Annotated in this window: 12 protein-coding genes; 6 read left to right on the top strand and 6 right to left on the bottom strand. The window is 64.2% G+C overall.

What is annotated here, in order from left to right; all coding sequences use genetic code 11:
- Positions 1–2 precede the first annotated feature (2 nt).
- Both aroB and OKW28_RS33965 read left to right on the top strand, forming a co-directional pair.
- On the top strand, positions 3–1,079 hold the full coding sequence (gene aroB, locus OKW28_RS33970) for a 3-dehydroquinate synthase (RefSeq protein WP_429454546.1): 1,077 nt from the start codon (positions 3–5) through the stop codon (positions 1,077–1,079).
- A gap of 144 nt (positions 1,080–1,223) precedes the next feature.
- Positions 1,224–2,426 (top strand): deoxyguanosinetriphosphate triphosphohydrolase, encoded by a 1,203-nt coding sequence (locus tag OKW28_RS33965; RefSeq protein WP_429454544.1) that lies wholly within the window; start codon positions 1,224–1,226, stop codon positions 2,424–2,426.
- A 103-nt stretch (positions 2,427–2,529) separates the two neighbouring features.
- Here OKW28_RS33965 and OKW28_RS33960 read toward each other — a convergent pair whose 3' ends face one another.
- Both OKW28_RS33960 and OKW28_RS33955 read right to left on the bottom strand, forming a co-directional pair.
- Positions 2,530–2,910, bottom strand: coding sequence for a DUF883 family protein (locus OKW28_RS33960; protein WP_429451982.1), 381 nt, complete (start codon positions 2,908–2,910; stop codon positions 2,530–2,532).
- 367 nt (positions 2,911–3,277) lie between these two features.
- Positions 3,278–4,003, bottom strand: a complete 726-nt coding sequence (locus OKW28_RS33955; RefSeq protein ID WP_429451980.1) for an OmpW/AlkL family protein — start codon at positions 4,001–4,003, stop codon at positions 3,278–3,280.
- Between the two features lie 187 nt (positions 4,004–4,190).
- Here OKW28_RS33955 and OKW28_RS33950 point away from each other — a divergent pair, with 187 nt between their 5' ends.
- The 3 genes from OKW28_RS33950 to OKW28_RS33940 all read left to right on the top strand — a co-directional run bounded on the left by OKW28_RS33950 (position 4,191) and on the right by OKW28_RS33940 (position 11,525).
- A complete protein-coding gene (locus tag OKW28_RS33950) occupies positions 4,191–4,898 on the top strand; it encodes a transposase (RefSeq protein ID WP_018420184.1) in 708 nt (235 codons plus the stop codon).
- Between the two features lie 349 nt (positions 4,899–5,247).
- Positions 5,248–9,951 carry a glutamate synthase-related protein gene (locus OKW28_RS33945; RefSeq protein WP_429451978.1) on the top strand — a complete coding sequence of 1,568 codons (4,704 nt, stop codon included), beginning with the start codon at positions 5,248–5,250 and terminating at the stop codon, positions 9,949–9,951.
- Positions 9,952–10,055: 104 nt separating this feature from the next.
- On the top strand, positions 10,056–11,525 hold the full coding sequence (locus tag OKW28_RS33940) for a glutamate synthase subunit beta (protein WP_429451976.1): 1,470 nt from the start codon (positions 10,056–10,058) through the stop codon (positions 11,523–11,525).
- Between the two features lie 197 nt (positions 11,526–11,722).
- On the opposite strand, the gene OKW28_RS33935 is transcribed toward OKW28_RS33940, so the two are convergent.
- Together OKW28_RS33935 and OKW28_RS33930 are read right to left on the bottom strand one after the other, a co-directional pair.
- Positions 11,723–12,988 carry a D-amino acid dehydrogenase gene (locus OKW28_RS33935; protein ID WP_429451975.1) on the bottom strand — a complete coding sequence of 422 codons (1,266 nt, stop codon included), beginning with the start codon at positions 12,986–12,988 and terminating at the stop codon, positions 11,723–11,725.
- 27 nt (positions 12,989–13,015) lie between these two features.
- The gene (locus OKW28_RS33930; RefSeq protein ID WP_429451973.1) at positions 13,016–14,275 is read right to left on the bottom strand and encodes an MFS transporter; all 1,260 of its coding nucleotides are present in this window, start codon (positions 14,273–14,275) and stop codon (positions 13,016–13,018) included.
- A gap of 354 nt (positions 14,276–14,629) precedes the next feature.
- Here OKW28_RS33930 and OKW28_RS33925 point away from each other — a divergent pair, with 354 nt between their 5' ends.
- Positions 14,630–15,505: a tyrosine-protein phosphatase gene (locus OKW28_RS33925; protein WP_429451971.1), complete on the top strand. Its 876-nt coding sequence runs from the start codon at positions 14,630–14,632 to the stop codon at positions 15,503–15,505.
- Positions 15,506–15,697: 192 nt separating this feature from the next.
- Here OKW28_RS33925 and OKW28_RS33920 read toward each other — a convergent pair whose 3' ends face one another.
- A complete protein-coding gene (locus OKW28_RS33920) occupies positions 15,698–17,005 on the bottom strand; it encodes an ATP-binding protein (protein WP_429451969.1) in 1,308 nt (435 codons plus the stop codon).
- Positions 17,002–17,742, bottom strand: a complete 741-nt coding sequence (locus OKW28_RS33915; protein ID WP_429451967.1) for a response regulator — start codon at positions 17,740–17,742, stop codon at positions 17,002–17,004. Before OKW28_RS33915 ends, OKW28_RS33920 begins: the two co-directional genes overlap by 4 nt.
- Positions 17,743–17,750 lie beyond the last annotated feature (8 nt).

The following is a 17,750-nucleotide window of genomic DNA, read 5'->3' as shown; positions in this document are numbered from 1 at the left end:
GTATGATTACCGTCAACGTCGAACTGGGCGAGCGCGCCTACCCCATCCATATCGGTGCCGGCCTGATCGGCCAGACCGCGCTGTTCGCGCCGCATATCGCCGGCAACTCGGTCACGATCGTCACCAATAGCACCGTCGATCCGCTCTACGGCGACAAGCTGCGCGCAGCGCTTGCGCCGCTGAACAAGCAGGTGTCCACGGTGGTTTTGCCGGACGGCGAAGCACATAAGAATCTGCAGACGCTGAACCTGATCTTCGACGCGCTGCTCGGCTCGCGCGCCGACCGCAAGACCACGCTGATCGCGCTCGGTGGCGGTGTGATCGGCGACATGACCGGGTTTGCCGCCGCCTGCTACATGCGTGGCGTGCCGTTCATCCAGGTGCCGACCACGTTGCTGTCGCAGGTGGATTCGTCGGTCGGCGGCAAGACCGGCATCAATCATCCGCTGGGCAAGAATATGATCGGCGCGTTCTACCAGCCTCGAGCGGTGATCGCTGACATCGGCGCATTGCGTACGTTGCCCGAACGCGAACTCGCGGCGGGCATCGCCGAGGTCATCAAGACCGGCGCAATCGCCGACGCCGGTTTCTTCACCTGGATCGAGGCCCATATCGAGGCTTTGAACCGCTGCGAACCGGGGGCGTTGACCGAGGCAGTCAAACGCTCGTGCGAGATCAAGGCGTCGGTGGTGGCGCAGGACGAGCGCGAAGGTGGTCTGCGCGCGATCCTCAACTTCGGTCACACGTTCGGCCACGCGATCGAAGCCGGACTCGGCTATGGCGAGTGGCTGCACGGCGAGGCGGTCGGCTGCGGAATGGTGATGGCGGCGGATCTGTCCGTGAGGCTCGGCCATCTCGATGAAGCGTCGCGCAAGCGGCTCGTCGACATCGTGCTTGCCGCGCATCTGCCCACTCGTGCTCCCGCGCTCGGCGCGGATCGTTACATCGAGCTGATGCAGATCGACAAGAAGGCGGAAGCCGGCGCGATCAAGTTCATTCTGCTGAAGCGTTTCGGTGAGACACTGATCACCCGCGCGCCCGACGCCGACGTGCATGCGACGCTGGCCGCCGCCGTCTAGATTCAACACGGCCCTGCAGCCACGCTTCACGCACCCGCGTCACGAGGCGCCGCCCATGTTTCGGAGAACCCGGTGACTGACAGGCGCAGCGACGATATCCAGCATGACACGACGAGCGCGCGCGCAGGCGCCGGGAACGGCTTCATCGCCGCCACGGTCAGCGCTGCGGATGCCGCTGCCGCGGTTGCCACACCCGCCGTCCCCGCGCCGACCCAGCAGGCACTCGAAGCGCATCTCGCGCCGTACGCGGCGCATTCGAGCCAGTCGCGTGGGCGTCGCTATGCGGAAACCGCGCCGAGCGCGCGTACCGAGTTTCAGCGCGACCGCGACCGCATCGTCCACTCGACCGCATTCCGGCGACTCGAATACAAGACTCAGGTATTCGTCAACCACGAGGGCGACCTGTTTCGCACGCGCCTCACCCATAGCCTCGAAGTTGCACAGATCGCGCGCTCGGTTGCGCGCAATCTGCGCGTCAATGAGGATCTCGTCGAAGCGATTTCGCTGGCGCACGATCTCGGCCATACGCCGTTCGGCCATGCCGGCCAGGATGCGTTGAACGAATGCATGCGCGAGCATGGCGGCTTCGAGCACAACCTGCAGAGCCTCACGGTCGTCGACGAACTTGAAGAGCACTACGGAGCGTTCAATGGGTTGAACCTGTGCTTCGAGACGCGCGAGGGCATTCTCAAGCACTGCTCGCGCGACAACGCGCGCCGGCTCGGGACATTGGGCGAGCGCTTTCTCGAAGGGCGGCAACCGTCGCTCGAAGCGCAGATCGCCAACGTCGCCGACGAAATCGCGTACAACAATCACGACGTCGACGACGGTCTGCGCTCCGGTCTGCTGTCGCTCGAGCAACTCGCCGAAGTGGAACTCTGGCAGACGCACTGCGAGGCGGCGCGCGGCGACTATCCGCAGATCGAGGGGCGTCGGCTGATTCACGAGACGGTGCGGCGCGTGATCAATACGCTGATCGTCGATCTGATCGAAACGACGCGGGCCAATCTCGCGCGCTACGCGCCGGCGTCACTCGACGACGTGCGCGCGGCACCCCCGCTCGTCGCGCACAGTGATGCGATCGCCGCGCAGGCCGCGGCGCTCAAGCGCTTCCTGTTCAGAAACATGTACCGTCACTATCGGGTGATGCGCATGGCCAACAAGGCACGCCGCGTCGTGGTCGGCCTGTTCGACGCGTTCACCGACGACCCGCGGCTGCTGCCGCCGGACTATCAGTCGGCCGATGCGACGGGTCAGCCGCGTTTAATCGCGCATTACATCGCGGGGATGACCGATCGTTACGCGCTGAAGGAGTATCGGCGGCTGTTCGTGATCGACGATAACTAGTCGCTAGCGGCTGGGCGCCGCAAGCGGCGTAACGCTCAGCCTCGCCGCATCGAAGCGGCCGTCGCGCCCCCTTGCCAGCACCGTCAAACCGGGCAAGCCAGCGTCATCGCGAACGGGACGCGAACAGCGCCCCCGCCACCAGCGCAAGCCCGCCGACGATCACAATCGTCTGCCACGGATTTTCATGCACGTAGTGATCAGCGTCCGAGATCGCGACGCCCGCACGATCGCGCATCGCGTCGCGCGTGTCGTTCAGCCGCTCGCGCGCGGCGTCCAACTGTTTGCGCAGCCTGCCGCGCAAGGCCACGGCGTCGGCCTGCGTGCCGTCGGCCAAGGTCGATTCGAGTTCCGACAGCAGGGTGCGCAACTCGACCGCGATATCTTCGGCCGCGTGGCGGCTGTGGCGAGCGATGCGCCGCGCGCGGCGACTCGCGCTGGTCCAGGATTCGCCGAGGGCGTCTCGCGTATTTGGAAGTGCTGTCATGATCGCTCCGTCGATGAGTTGAAAGGCCCCGCGCATCGTCGCGCGGACACGCTATGCGCAGACGCAGTATCACGTCGTCGCGTAGGAAACGCCATCTCAACGCAACTTCGATGCCAAGCGCTGCATCGCCGGCACCGCTGCACGCGTGCGGCTCGCGACAGGATGGGGGGTGCCCGTATCGTCGCCGGATTTTGCACACGGACGCGCCGAATTCGCGTCAAATTTACAAACGCTGATGCCGGATGACGCTGCCATCCCGATGCAACAGAGACGCCAAATGCAAACGCCGTGATCGGTTCGATGACGGCGTTCCCCAGGTCGCGAAAATTCGACTACCCTAATTCAAGCTACCCGCTCTAGCGAAGCGTTAGAAACGGTAACCGACGTTGACGTAAGTGACGATCGGGTTCAGCTTGATCTTGGTTTGCGATTGCACGGTCAGCGTGCCGACCGGCGTGGTCGATGCCGAACTGAGCTTTGCGGTCGTGCTGAGCGGCACGTACGAGATCGACACGCCGGCGAACCAATGCTGATTGAAGGCGTACGTGAAGCCCGCATTAAACACAGGTTCCCACGAACTATCCGTCGACACACTGGTCGGACCATGCAGAACGTTGGCTTCGAATGCGCTGTTGGAAATGTGTTCGTCGGTGAACCAGATGCGGCTCACACCGAGACCGAGATACGGGCGGAACGAAGCGGTCGGCGCGTTGAAGTAGTACTTGAACAGCAGCGTCGGGCTCCACTGTTTGGCCTGCCCGAGCTTGCCGAACTGCGCGAAGCTGCCCGTGCCGTACAGATCGAAAGTAGGGGGGACGCCAATGACGAATTCGGTTGCGATATGGTCGGTGACGAAGTAGCCGGCGGTGAAACCGATGGTATCGGCCGAACTCAGCGAGGCACCGGTGTTGGCTTCGGTGATGTTGGTTGGGCTACCGCCAATGCTGGTCACGGTCAGTGGGTCGCTGCTCGATTGGGGCGCCAGATGGAACCAGCCCGTCGAGAAGTAAATGGTGCCGGCCGATTGTGCGTGCGCTGCCGTGCTCATGCAGGCTAGCACTGCCATCCCCGTTACGGCCTGTTTTAATTTCATATGTGCTCCTCCAAAAAAGGCCCGCTCATTATGACTACAACGTTTGAAACAAACCATACGCGGCGGTTAGAGTTTTCTCCCTAAGCACCGCGTGGATTCTGGCTTGGCCGCATGGCGCCGAACCTTGCGCCCATGCGGCTCTTCGGACCTTCGGGTATATACCAACGCGACTATTGGACACTCCAGCATGGCACGGCTTGCACGTCTTTATGTCCCCGACCAGCCGCAGCACGTCATCCTCCGCGGGCTCGACCAGCAGCCCGCCTTCGTCGACGACCAGGACTACGAGCTTTTCATCGACTGTCTGAAGGCGGCCTCCCGGGACCATCACCTTTCCATCCACGCTTACGCCTTGATGCCGGGCGCCGTGCAACTGCTCGTCACGCCCACCGAGGAGTCGAGCCTCCCCAAGGCGATGCAGGCCGTCGGGCGGCGCTACGTCGCGCACTTCAACCGGCGCTATGCGCGTCGCGGCACCTTGTGGGAAGGCCGTTACCGGGCCACCGTGATCGAGGGTGAGCGCTACTTCCTGCTTGCGAGCCGGGTCGTGGAAATGTGTCCGGTGCGCTTGGAACTGGTCAACGCGGCCGAGGATTATCGCTGGTCGAGCTACCGTCATCACATCGGCCTCACCCTCGACAGTCTGATCACGGATCACCCCCTTTACTGGTCGCTCGGCAATACGCCGTTCGAGCGACAGCGTGCTTATCGCGAACTGTGCGAGCAGCCGCTCGACGAGCGCGAGGCAAGTCAGCTCCAGCAAGCCACGTTGAAGGGCTGGGTGCTCGGCAGCGACACATACCGCGAATGGGCGGCGCGCGCCGCCAACCGACGTGTGTCGCCCCTACCGCGTGGCCGGCCACGCAAGGTGCGCGAGACGCCGCATACGCAGTGAGGCGGCGGTAGGGCGATACCCCGGCGGCGCCGATAGAGCCGCTTTAAATCCGATTAAAGCGTTTTGCATCAAGGAACTGCATGAAGACGGCATGTCGTATGCCGTTTTCTTTTGCCCCAAATTGATATGGAACCAATAAAAAACAATCGCGATGCACCAATTTGATAATCGGGGGCTGATCAATAGGTTTTATTTGCTATTTCCTTGATTCGTCGCGTATATTCCGATTTCCGACGCTTTTCGTCCCGCGCAGTCTTGCTGCGAGAAGAGCGCCGTCGCGGTCGCGAAGTGCACTGCGCCAAAACAATGGTTTAACGGCCTGTCCGGCCTCCTCACAGACGGTGTCCCCATGAACGACCACCAGCAACCGATTCACCCGGTTCCCGCCGCCCAAGGTCTGTACGACCCGCAAAACGAGCATGACGCCTGCGGCGTCGGCTTCGTCGCTCATATCAAGGGCCACAAGAGTCACGAAATCGTCCAGCAGGGCCTGAAGATTCTCGAGAACCTCGACCACCGGGGCGCCGTCGGCGCCGATCCGCTGATGGGCGACGGCGCGGGCATCCTGATCCAGATTCCGGACGGCTTCTATCGCGAAGAGATGGCCCGGCAGGGCGTGACGCTGCCGCCGGCTGGCGAATACGGCGTCGGCATGATTTTCCTGCCGAAGGAGCACGCGTCGCGCATCGCCTGCGAACAGGAACTCGAGCGCACGGTGAAGGCCGAGGGTCAGGTCGTGCTCGGCTGGCGCGACGTGCCGGTCGACCATGCCATGCCGATCTCGCCGACCGTGAAGGCGAGCGAGCCGCTGATCCGCCAGATCTTTATCGGCCGCGGCAAGGACATCATGGTGACCGACGCGCTCGAGCGGAAGCTGTACATCATCCGCAAGACCGCGAGCCATCGCATTCAGGCGCTGAAGCTCAAGCACGGCAAGGAATACTTCGTGCCGTCGATGTCGGCGCGCACGGTCGTCTACAAGGGTCTGCTGCTGGCGGGTCAGGTCGGCGTGTACTACCGCGACCTGCAGGACGACCGCACTATTTCGGCGCTCGCACTCGTGCACCAGCGCTTCTCGACCAACACGTTCCCGGCGTGGGAACTGGCTCACCCGTACCGCATGATCGCCCACAACGGCGAAATCAACACGGTGAAGGGCAACGTCAACTGGCTGAACGCGCGCACCGGCGCGATCGCCTCGCACGTACTCGGCGACGATCTGCCGAAGCTGTGGCCGCTGATCTATCCGGGTCAATCGGATACTGCATCGTTCGACAACTGTCTCGAACTGCTGGTGATGGCCGGCTACCCGCTCGTCCACGCGATGATGATGATGATTCCGGAAGCCTGGGAACAGCACACGCTGATGGACGAAAACCGCCGCGCGTTCTACGAATACCACGCCGCCATGATGGAGCCGTGGGACGGCCCCGCCGCCATCGCGTTCACCGACGGCCGCCAGATCGGCGCGACGCTCGACCGTAACGGTCTGCGCCCGGCGCGCTACATCGTCACCGACGACGACCTCGTCATCATGGCGTCGGAAGCCGGCACGTTGCCTATTTCCGAGTCGAAAATCGTCAAGAAGTGGCGTCTGCAGCCGGGCAAGATGTTCCTGATCGACATGGAGCACGGCCGCATCATCGACGACAAGGAACTGAAGGACAACCTCGCGAACGCCAAGCCGTACAAGAGCTGGATCGACGCCGTGCGCATCAAGCTCGACGAGATCGAGGCGAAGGCCGAAGACGTCGTGACGGAACGCCGCGAAGCTGCTGCGCTGCTGGATCGCCAGCAGGCGTTCGGCTACACCCAGGAAGACCTGAAGTTCCTGATGGCGCCGATGGCGCAAGCGGGCGAGGAAGCCGTCGGCTCGATGGGCAACGACTCGCCGCTCGCGGTCATGTCCAACAAGAACAAGACGCTCTATCACTACTTCAAGCAGCTGTTCGCGCAGGTCACGAACCCGCCGATCGACCCGATCCGTGAAAACATGGTGATGTCGCTCGTGTCGTTCGTCGGGCCGAAGCCGAACCTGCTCGACACGAACAACATCAACCCGCCGATGCGTCTCGAAGTGTCGCAGCCGGTGCTCGACTTCAAGGACATCGCAAAGATCCGCGCGATCGATCAGTACACGGGCGGCAAGTTCAGCTCGTACGAACTGAACATCTGCTATCCGGTCGCCTGGGGCAAGGAAGGCATCGAGGCACGCCTTGCGTCGCTGTGCGCGGAAGCCGTCGATGCGGTCAAGTCCGGCTACAACATGCTGATCGTGTCGGACCGCAAGACCGACCGCGACAACGTCGCGATTCCGGCGCTGCTCGCTACGGCCGCGATTCACACGCACCTCGTGCAGCAGGGTCTGCGCACGAGCACGGGTCTGGTCGTCGAAACCGGTTCGGCGCGTGAAACGCACCACTTCGCGCTGCTCGCGGGCTATGGCGCGGAAGCCGTGCACCCGTACCTCGCGATGGAAACGCTGAGCCAGCTCGCGGCCGGCCTGAAGGGCGACCTGTCGGCGGAGAAGGCGGTCTACAACTTCACGAAGGCAGTCGGCAAGGGCCTGCAGAAGGTCATGTCGAAGATGGGTATTTCGACCTACATGTCGTACACCGGCGCGCAGATTTTCGAAGCGGTCGGTCTTGCCGCGGATCTGGTGGCGAAGTACTTCCACGGCACGTCGTCGAAAGTCGGCGGCATTGGTCTGTTCGACGTCGCAGAAGAAGCGATCCGTTTGCATCGCGAAGCATTCGGCGACAACCCGGTCCTCGCGAACATGCTCGACGCGGGCGGCGAGTACGCCTACCGCGTGCGCGGCGAAGAACACATGTGGACGCCGGATGCGATCGCCAAGCTGCAGCACTCGGCGCGCAGCAACTCGTATCAGACGTACAAGGAATACGCGCATCTGATCAATGATCAGACCAAGCGCCACATGACCTTCCGCGGCCTGTTCGAGTTCAAGTTCGATCCGACCAAGGCGATCTCGCTCGACGAAGTCGAACCGGCGAAGGAAATCGTCAAGCGTTTCGCGACCGGCGCAATGTCGATGGGCTCGATCAGCACCGAAGCGCACGCCACGCTCGCCGTCGCGATGAACCGCATCGGCGGCAAGTCGAACACCGGTGAAGGCGGTGAAGACGCGAACCGTTATCGCAACGAACTGCGCGGCATTCCGATCAAGAACGGCGACACGATGAAGTCCGTGATAGGCGACGAAGTGGTCGTCGACATTCCGTTGAAGGAAGGCGATTCGCTGCGCTCGCGCATCAAGCAGGTCGCGTCGGGCCGCTTCGGCGTGACGGCGGAGTACCTCGCGTCGGCCGATCAGATCCAGATCAAGATGGCGCAGGGCGCGAAGCCGGGCGAAGGCGGTCAGCTGCCGGGCCACAAGGTGTCGGACTACATCGGCAAGCTGCGTTACTCGGTGCCGGGCGTCGGCCTGATTTCGCCGCCGCCGCACCACGACATCTACTCGATCGAAGATCTGGCGCAGCTGATTCACGATCTGAAGAACGTGAACGCGTCGTCGAGCATCTCGGTGAAGCTCGTGTCGGAGTCGGGCGTCGGTACGGTTGCCGCGGGTGTCGCGAAGGCGAAGGCCGACCACGTCGTGATCGCCGGTCATGACGGCGGCACGGGTGCATCGCCGCTGTCGTCGATCAAGCATGCGGGCACGCCGTGGGAACTGGGTCTCGCCGAAACGCAGCAGACGCTGGTGCTGAACCAGCTGCGCGGCCGTATCCGCGTGCAGGCCGACGGTCAGATGAAGACCGGCCGCGACGTCGTGATCGGCGCGCTGCTCGGCGCTGACGAGTTCGGCTTCGCGACGGCGCCGCTCGTCGTCGAAGGCTGCATCATGATGCGCAAGTGCCATCTGAACACGTGCCCGGTCGGCGTCGCGACGCAAGATCCGGTGCTGCGCGCGAAGTTCCAGGGCCAGCCGGAACACGTCGTGAACTTCTTCTTCTTCATTGCGGAAGAGGCGCGCGAAATCATGGCGCAACTCGGTATCCGCAAGTTCGACGACCTGATCGGTCGCGCGGAACTGCTCGACACGAAGAAGGGTATCGAGCACTGGAAGGCGAAGGGCCTCGACTTCTCGCGTGTGTTCTACCAGCCGCAAGTGCCTGCGGAAGTCGCGCGCAAGCACGTCGACGTGCAGGATCACGGCCTCGACCGCGCGCTCGACCACACGCTGATCGAGAAGGCGAAGGCCGCGATCGAGAAGGGCGAGCACGTGTCGTTCATCCAGCCGGTGCGCAACGTGAACCGCACGGTCGGCGCGATGCTGTCGGGCACGATCGCGAAGAAGTACGGCCACGAAGGACTCGCGGACGACGCGATCCACATCCAGTTGAAGGGCACCGCGGGTCAGAGCTTCGGCGCGTTCCTCGCGAAGGGCATCACGCTGGATCTGGTCGGCGACGGCAACGACTACGTGGGCAAGGGCCTGTCGGGCGGCCGCATCATCATCCGTCCGACCAACGATTTCCGCGGCAAGTCGGAAGAGAACATCATCTGCGGCAACACGGTGATGTACGGCGCGATCGAAGGCGAAGCCTTCTTCCGCGGCGTGGCCGGCGAGCGTTTCTGCGTGCGTAACTCGGGCGCGACGGCGGTCGTCGAAGGCACGGGCGACCACGGTTGCGAATACATGACGGGCGGCACGGTGGTCGTGCTCGGCGAGACGGGCCGTAACTTCGCGGCCGGCATGTCGGGCGGTATCGCGTACGTGTTCGATCCGGACGGCATGTTCGCGAGCAAGTGCAACAAGTCGATGGTCGCGCTCGAACCGGTGCTGCAACAGGCCGAACAGGAGCGCACGGTCGATCAGGGCGTGTGGCATCGCGGCACGACCGACGAAGCGCTGCTCAAGGGGCTCATCGAGCGTCACTTCCAGTTCACGGGCTCTCCGCGTGCGAAGGCGCTGCTCGAAAACTGGGACGCGGCACGCCGTCAGTTCGTGAAGGTGTTCCCGACCGAATACAAGCGCGCGCTCGGCGAACTCGCTGCGAAGAAGGCGAACAGCGAAGTGCTCGCCGCCTGAGCTGCCTTCACGGAAGTCACCTTTAGACGTACCCGCCGCGTTCCGACCAATCGACGCGCGGCGGGTCCAGATTACCCCTAGATACAGATAGAGAAGAGAACCACATGGGCAAGGCAACCGGTTTTCTCGAGTTCGAACGTCGCCACGAGACGTACGAGGCTCCGCTCACGCGTGTGAAGCACTACAAGGAATTCGTCGCGGCACTGACCGACGACGAAGCGAAGATTCAAGGCGCGCGTTGCATGGACTGCGGCATTCCGTTCTGCAACAGCGGCTGCCCGGTCAACAACATCATCCCGGACTTCAACGACCTGGTGTTCCGTCAGGACTGGAAGAACGCGATCGAAGTGCTGCATTCGACCAACAACTTCCCCGAGTTCACGGGCCGCATCTGCCCGGCGCCGTGCGAAGCGGCGTGCACGCTCGGCATCAACGACGACCCAGTCGGCATCAAGTCGATCGAGCACGCGATCATCGACAAAGCTTGGACCGAAGGCTGGGTCGCGCCGCAAGCGCCGAAGCACAAGACCGGCAAGAAGGTCGCCGTGGTCGGCTCGGGCCCCGCGGGTCTCGCGGCCGCGCAGCAGCTCGCGCGCGCCGGTCATGACGTGACCGTGTTCGAGAAGAACGACCGGATCGGCGGCCTGCTGCGTTATGGCATCCCCGACTTCAAACTGGAGAAGTGGCAGATCGACCGCCGCATGCGCCAGATGGAAGCCGAAGGCGTGACGTTCCGCGCCAACGTGTTCATCGGCAAGCCGGACTCGCTGCCGGCGCACATCGGCAACACGGCGAAGGAAACGATCACGCCGGCCGAGCTGAACGAACAGTTCGACGCGGTCGTGATCGCCGGTGGTTCCGAAACGCCGCGCGATCTGCCGGTGCCGGGCCGCGAGCTCGAAGGCGTGTATTACGCGATGGAATTCCTGCCGCAGCAGAACAAGGTCAACGCCGGCGACAAAGTGCCGAACCAGCTCGTCGCGAAGGGCAAGCACGTCGTCGTGATCGGCGGCGGCGATACCGGTTCCGACTGTGTGGGCACGTCGAACCGTCACGGCGCGAAGAGCGTCACGCAGTTCGAACTGCTGCCGCAGCCGCCGGAAGAAGAGAACAAGCCGCTCGTATGGCCATACTGGCCGATCAAGCTGCGCACGTCGTCGTCGCATGAGGAAGGCTGCGAGCGCGACTGGGCGGTCGCGACCAAGCGTCTCGAAGGGAAGAACGGCAAGGTCGAGAAGCTGATCGCCGCGCGCGTCGAATGGAAGGACGGCAAGATGGTCGAAGTGCCGAACTCCGAATTCGAAATGAAGGCCGACCTCGTGCTGCTTGCGATGGGCTTCACGCAGCCGGTGTCGCCGGTGCTCGAAGCGTTCGGCGTCGACAAGGATGCGCGCGGCAACGTGCGCGCCACAACGGAGGGCGACAAGGCGTACTACACGTCGGTGAACAAGGTGTTCACGGCAGGCGACATGCGCCGTGGCCAGTCGCTCGTGGTGTGGGCGATTCGCGAAGGCCGTCAGTGCGCACGTTCGGTCGATGCGTTCCTGATGGGGCATTCGGAACTGCCGCGTTAAACGTCTTCAGCTGGTGTGCGTGCCTGGAGTTCCAGGCCGCGCGCGCCGGCCACGATTTGCAGGAAGACGTGGAGACGACAAGGCGCCCCATGAAGGGCACCTGTAGCGGGAAAGCAATGCAGTAAAAAAGAAACCGGGCTCGCCTGAAAGGGGGAGCCCGGTTTTCTTTTATCTCGTCGCGGTGCGTTATGTCCGCCTCATTGGCGATAGCGCGCGAGCGTCAGACCGTCGAGATCGATCTCCGGTTTGCGCTGCGCGATCAGATCCGCGACCACGCGCGCCGAGCCCATCGACATCGCCCAGCCTGTCGAGCCGTGCCCGAGGTTCAGCCATAAGTTGTCGAAGTTGCACGGGCCGAGCAGCGGCGCGCCATCGGGCGTCATCGGCCGGCGGCCGACCCAGAAGTGCGCGGAAGTCGGATTGGCCGCGTGCGGAAACCAGTCGCGCAGCACTGTGAGCAGCGTTTGCAGCGCCTGCTCGCGCAACGTCGTCTGGCGATTGCCGAGCTCCGCCGTACCCGCGATGCGCAGGTTGTTGCCGAAGCGCGTGATCGCCGTCTTCAGCGATTCGTCCATCAGTGCCGCCCGTGGCGCTTTTTCCTCGTCGGTCACAGGCAGCGTGGCCGAATAGCCCTTCACCGGATAGAGCGGCACCCTCACACCGAGCGGCGCGAGCAACGCCGCGCTATCGACGCCGAGCGCGACGACCACCGCGTCGGCCGGCAGCGTCTGCGCACCCCGCTCGCTTTGAATACGCACGCCGCGCACCGTCGCTCCCTCGACATCGAGCGACGTGACGCGCGTGTCGAAGCGAAAGCTCACGCCATTGCGTTCACAGATCGCGCGCAGTTCGCGGGTGAAGCGCGCGCAGTCGCCGGCTTCGTCGTCGGGCAGATAGAGGCCCGAGAACGGCGCCTGACGCGCCCAGTGCAGACCGGGCTCGATCTCCGCGCACTGCGCGGCGCTGACTTCCCGATGCACGATGCCCGCATCGCGCAGCACAGCGAGCGCCGGCTGCGCGAGTTCGACGTCGTACTCGCTGCGAAACAGTTGCAGATAGCCCTGGCTGCGGCCGTAGTCGAACGGATGACGGCCGCGGAATTCGTGCAGGCAAGCGCGGCTGTAGTACGCGATGCGCTGCATACGCTGCTTGTTCACGCGAAAGCGGTCGAGGTCGCACTCGCGCAGCCAGCGCGCGATCCAGCGCCATTGGGCCGGATCGAGCGTCGGCCGGAAGATCAGCGGCGAGGCCGGCTTGAACAGGTACTTGAGGATTTTCGCCGGCATGCCGGGCGCGGCCCATGGCGTCACGTAGCCCGGCGCGATCACGCCGGCGTTGCCGAAACTCGTGGACAGGGCGACGTCGGGTTCGCGCTCGATCAACGTCACGTCGCAGCCTTGCTGGCACAGATAAAAAGCAGTGGCGACGCCGATGACGCCGCCGCCGAGTACGATCGTTTTCATGATTGGGAACTGCGGTTTCAGACAATCTCAAGCGGCGGAGCCGGCCGCCCCGAGTACCTTGCCCTTCGTTTCCGGCAGGCACAACGCGGCGACGATCACGAGCAGATACCCCGAGCCCGCGACGATGCCCATCGCCTTCACGAGCGTCATCGTCTGTGCGAAGGTGCCGACGAGGATCGGGAAGAACGAACCGAGCCCGCGCCCGAGGTTGTAGCAGAAGCCTTGCCCCGAGCCGCGGATTTCGTTCGGATACAGCTCCGACAGATACGCGCCGATGCCCGCGAAAATCCCCTGCACGACGATGCCGAGCGGGAAGCCGAGCGCGAGCATCATCGCGTCGGTGATCGGCAGCATCGTGTAGACCATGCCGAGCACGAACGAGCCGACCGCGAACAGCACGAACGACGCGCGCCGGCCGATCCTGTCGCACAGAATCGCGCCGACGATATAGCCGGCGAACGAACCGACGATCAGCACGATCAGATAGCCGCTCGTATTGAACACCGACAGATGGCGCTCCGTCTTCAGATAGGTGGGCAGCCACGTCGTGATCGCGTAGTAGCCGCCGAGCATGCCGGTGCACAGCGCGCTGCCGAGCACAGTTGTCTTCAGATGCTCGGCTGAGAAGATCTGCATGAAGTGCGACGTGTTGATGCCGCTTTCGCGCGCGCGACGCGTCGCGACAAAGATGTCGGGGTCGCTGACGTTGCGGCGGATATAGATGATCCATGCGGCGGGCAGCAGGCCAACCCAGAAGCACGCGCGCCACGCGTACTGTTCCGGCAGCAGCGCGAACGCCGCCCAGTAGACGATCGCCGCGGCCGCCCAGCCGAACGACCAGCTGCTCTGCACGGTGCCGACCGCCTTTGCGCGATGCTGTGGCGAGCGGATCGTCTCGGCCATCATGATCGTCACGACCGACCACTCACCGCCGAAGCCGATGCCCTGCAGCGTACGCGTCGCGAGCAACTGCCAGAACGACTGCGTGAAGCCAGACAGGAACGTGAAGATCGCGAAGGTGGCGATCGTCCATTGCAATATACGGATGCGGCCGTGGCGATCGGCGAGAATGCCGGCGAGCCAGCCGCCGATCGCCGACGAAATCAGCGAACTGGTGGCGATCATGCCTGCTTCGCTTTTGCTCATGCCCCACGTCGCGATCAGCGTCGGAATGAGGAACGAGTAGATCATGAAGTCGAACGCGTCGATCGCGTATCCGCCGAAACCGGCGAATAGCGTGCGATGCTCGCGCGGGGTCAGCTCGGTGAACCATTGGAGAGAAGACATGTTTTGTTGTGGTCTCCAGGTTTCTTGTGCCTGCGGGGGCCGGATGGGTGGGTGTCCGTATTCTACGGGGATGCGGCGTCGTGAGGCCAGTTGGGGTCAAAAAGGGCGTGCGCGCGGTAACGACCGATAAGGCACCGCAAGGGAACGGAAATCAGTGGGCCAACCGCACCCTCTTTTTTCTTACTATCCCCTACGATGTAGCGCAAAACTTCTTGGTCAACGTTAAACTGCGTCTGCAGCCCCGGCTGCCCCACGCAATCCTCCTATACACCTGTCGCCCCGATGTCCGTTACCGCGAAAAACCGTTCGCCTATCCGCGCCCTTGCGAGCACGACCGTGCCCGTGGAGCGCGGCATGCCCGGCGAAGCGTCGGCGGCGCGGCGACGCTTTCTGAGGGGTTCGGCCGGTGCGATGCTGGCCGCGGGTTTCGGCAGCACGCTGCTGTCCGCCTGCGGCGGTAGTCTCGAAGCCGATCAGCCGGCTACGCCCCGGCTCGTGTCGGTCAGCAACTTCCGCGATGTCGGCGGCGCGGGTGCCGGCTATCTGACCGTCGACGGCAAACAGATGCGGCGCGGCGTGTTCTATCGCGCGAACGCGCTGACGCTGAGCGGCACCGACACGGCGACGCTCGACAAGCTCGGTATCGTGTCGGTCTATGACCTGCGCACGCCCGCCGAAATCGCACGCATCGCCGACGTGCTGCCGAGCGGCGCGACATCCTCGACGCTGAACGTTCTCGGCATGAACGACTTCGTCGCACCCCCGGTCGATTCTCCCGTCGACGCCGTCGCGTTCATGCAGGCGCAAGCGCGCGGGTATGTGACGGGCGGCCCGCAGCGAGCCGCCTATGGCGCGTTGCTCGGCGCGCTCGCCGACGGCACGGGCGCGCAGCTATTCCACTCGAACGCGGGCAAGGATCGCGCGGGCTGGGTCGCGGCGCTGCTGCTCAGCATCGCCAACGTTCCGCTCGACGTGATCATGCAGGACTACCTGCTCAGCAACGTCTATCTCGCGCCATCGATCGCAGCGCAAACCACCACACTGCGCGCGCAGGAAGGCGCGGCCATTGCGACGGCGAGAGCGCCGTTGCTCGACGTCGACGAGAATTATCTGCAGGCGGGCTTCGACCAGGTGCAGGCGAGCTACGGCACGATGGCGAGCTACCTGACACAAGGCCTCGGTCTTTCCACGGCGACGGTCGACGCGCTGCGCAATCGGCTCGTGCATTGACGCGCTTCGCTGGCGCGCTTTGTTGGCCTTCCTGCAGCGCAAAAAAAAAAGTCCGCCGCAGAGGTGCGAGCGGACCGGGAAGGGCTGCATCGAGGTTGCCGAGGGCGACTATAAGGCCGCAACCCGCGCGACAGTCGATGCGGTAAGGGCAGGTAAGTGTCCGGTCCGCGCCGCGTTTGCCTGCGAGCATCCTTAAGACAGCGCCGGGTCCACCGGCAATTCCATCCTTACTTCGAGCCCCCCCTGCGCGTGATTGCGCACGAAGCAGCGTCCACCGCGATCGTGTGCGAGCCGCGCGACGATCGCGAGACCGAGCCCGCAATGGCCTTCGCCGCCGCGCGCGGCGTCGAGCCGCACGAACGGCTTCATCGCCGCGGCAATGCGGTCGTCGGGAATGCCGGCGCCGTGGTCGCGCACGCTGATCGTCCAATGACGGTCGTTGCACGCGGTCGAGATTTCCACCGGCGGCATGCCGTGTTCGAGCGCGTTGTCGACGAGGTTCGTCACCAGCCGGTCGAGCAGCGTGCGCGGCAGCGTGAACGAGGGGCCGGCGCGCAGATCGAGCGCGAACAGCGGGGTTTCGGCGGGGTCCGCCGCTTCGGCGGTTTCAGCGGCCTCCGCGTAATCGCCCGAGGAAAACTGCTCGCGCAAGAACTCGTCGACTTCGACGGGCGGTCCGGCGTCCGCCGATTGGCCCGCGAATTCGAGGAACTGCTGGACGATGTTGGTCAGGGAATCGACGTCGCGGATCAGGCCCGCGCGCTCGTTTTCGTCGACCAGCACGCTTGCGCGCAGCTTCAGGCGCGTGAGCGGCGCCTTCAGATCGTGCGCGACGCCGGCGAGCATCACCGCCTGGTCGTCGCCGGCTTCGTTCAGGCGCCGCATCATGTCGTTGAATGAGCCGATCAGGTCACGCAGCTCGCGCGGGCCCTGCACCGGCACGGGTTCGGGCCGGCCGCCCGAGCCGAACGCGCGCGACGCATCGGCCACGCGCGACAACGGCCGTTGCATCTGCCACACCGCGAACAACGACAGGATCAGCCCGGCGACCAGCATCGACACCGATTCGATCAGAAAACGCGGCGGCGGCGGCAGGTCGACCGGCACGACGACCCAGTTCGACTTGCCCGGGACCAGCACCCACAGTTGCGGCGGACGCAGATCGTCGACGGCGATCTGCGTGCCGGCCGGCAGGTTCTCACGCAGGTGCCGGCTCAGTTCGACCACCATATGCTCGTGCGGCTCGCGCAGATGCACGCTGGTCGGCATGTTCCAGGTGGGCACCAGATGCACGCGCATCGCCGGCGCGAGCGCGGCGCCCTTGATCGGCTCGCCGTTGATCGCCTGCAGCACGAGCAGAATCCCGCGCGCGAAGCCGTCGATTTCATGGCGCGGCGGCTGCATCGTCACCAGCACGAACCAACTCGCCTGAATCGCGAACAGCACCGCCGCCGACAGCAACGCCATTCTGCCGAACAGCGTGTTCAGCGGATTTCTCATGCGCTCGGGGCGGCCCCGTCCTCGAAGGGTGTGCCGTTGGCGTCGGGCACGAACACGTAGCCCTTGCCGCGCACCGTTTGCACGTAGCACGGGTTCGACGGGTCGTCCTCGATCACGCGGCGCAGGCGCCAGATCGGTACGTCGAGGCTACGGTCGCGGAACGCGAGGTTGTCGCGATGCACCAGATCGTGAATCAGCACGCGCGACAGCACCTTGTACGGATTGTTGACGAAGATCTTCAGCAGCGCGAATTCGCTGTCGCGCAGCGGCAGCTTGGCGTCGTCGCGGGTCAGCGAGCGCGTGGCGAAGTCCAGTTCGAATGGACCGAAGCGATAGCGCTTGCGTGCTTCGGGCGCGCTCGTGGTGGACGGCCCGCGCCGGCGCAACACGGTCTGGATCCGCACGAGCAGTTCGCGCGGATCGAAGGGCTTGGTCAGATAGTCGTCCGCCCCGAGCGACAGGCCGACGATGCGGTCGGCCACCGTGCCGCGCGCGGTCACGAAGATCACCGGGATGTCGTCGCCGGCGGCGCGCAACGCGGTGAGCGCGCGCAGGCCGTCGGTGTTCGGCATCATGATGTCGAGCACGACGACCGACGGCCGCTCACGCTCGAGACGACGCTGCAAATGGGTGCCGTCATGCAGCACGGACGCATCGAAGCCGTTCGACTGCAGAAACTTGCAAAGCAGATCGCGTACGACCGGATCGTCGTCGATGATAAGGACCTGTGGATTCATGGCGAAAT

The sequence above is a fragment of the Paraburkholderia sp. 40 genome, assembly GCF_050434105.1.
Classification (GTDB): Bacteria; Pseudomonadota; Gammaproteobacteria; order Burkholderiales; family Burkholderiaceae; genus Paraburkholderia; species Paraburkholderia tuberum.
Note: the sequence above shows the minus strand (reverse complement) of the source record. Positions and strands in the feature narration are given on the sequence as shown.

Excerpts from the sequence above, each read along its gene's own strand:
- aroB (WP_429454546.1), top strand. The coding sequence starts at position 3 with ATGATTACCGTCAACGTCGAACTGGGCGAGCGCGCCTACCCCATCCAT.
- OKW28_RS33960 (WP_429451982.1), bottom strand. The coding sequence starts at position 2,910 with ATGACAGCACTTCCAAATACGCGAGACGCCCTCGGCGAATCCTGGACC.
- OKW28_RS33955 (WP_429451980.1), bottom strand. The coding sequence starts at position 4,003 with ATGAAATTAAAACAGGCCGTAACGGGGATGGCAGTGCTAGCCTGCATG.
- OKW28_RS33950 (WP_018420184.1), top strand. The coding sequence starts at position 4,191 with ATGGCACGGCTTGCACGTCTTTATGTCCCCGACCAGCCGCAGCACGTC.
- OKW28_RS33945 (WP_429451978.1), top strand. The coding sequence starts at position 5,248 with ATGAACGACCACCAGCAACCGATTCACCCGGTTCCCGCCGCCCAAGGT.
- OKW28_RS33940 (WP_429451976.1), top strand. The coding sequence starts at position 10,056 with ATGGGCAAGGCAACCGGTTTTCTCGAGTTCGAACGTCGCCACGAGACG.
- OKW28_RS33935 (WP_429451975.1), bottom strand. The coding sequence starts at position 12,988 with ATGAAAACGATCGTACTCGGCGGCGGCGTCATCGGCGTCGCCACTGCT.
- OKW28_RS33930 (WP_429451973.1), bottom strand. The coding sequence starts at position 14,275 with ATGTCTTCTCTCCAATGGTTCACCGAGCTGACCCCGCGCGAGCATCGC.
- OKW28_RS33925 (WP_429451971.1), top strand. The coding sequence starts at position 14,630 with ATGCCCGGCGAAGCGTCGGCGGCGCGGCGACGCTTTCTGAGGGGTTCG.
- OKW28_RS33920 (WP_429451969.1), bottom strand. The coding sequence starts at position 17,005 with ATGAGAAATCCGCTGAACACGCTGTTCGGCAGAATGGCGTTGCTGTCG.
- OKW28_RS33915 (WP_429451967.1), bottom strand. The coding sequence starts at position 17,742 with ATGAATCCACAGGTCCTTATCATCGACGACGATCCGGTCGTACGCGAT.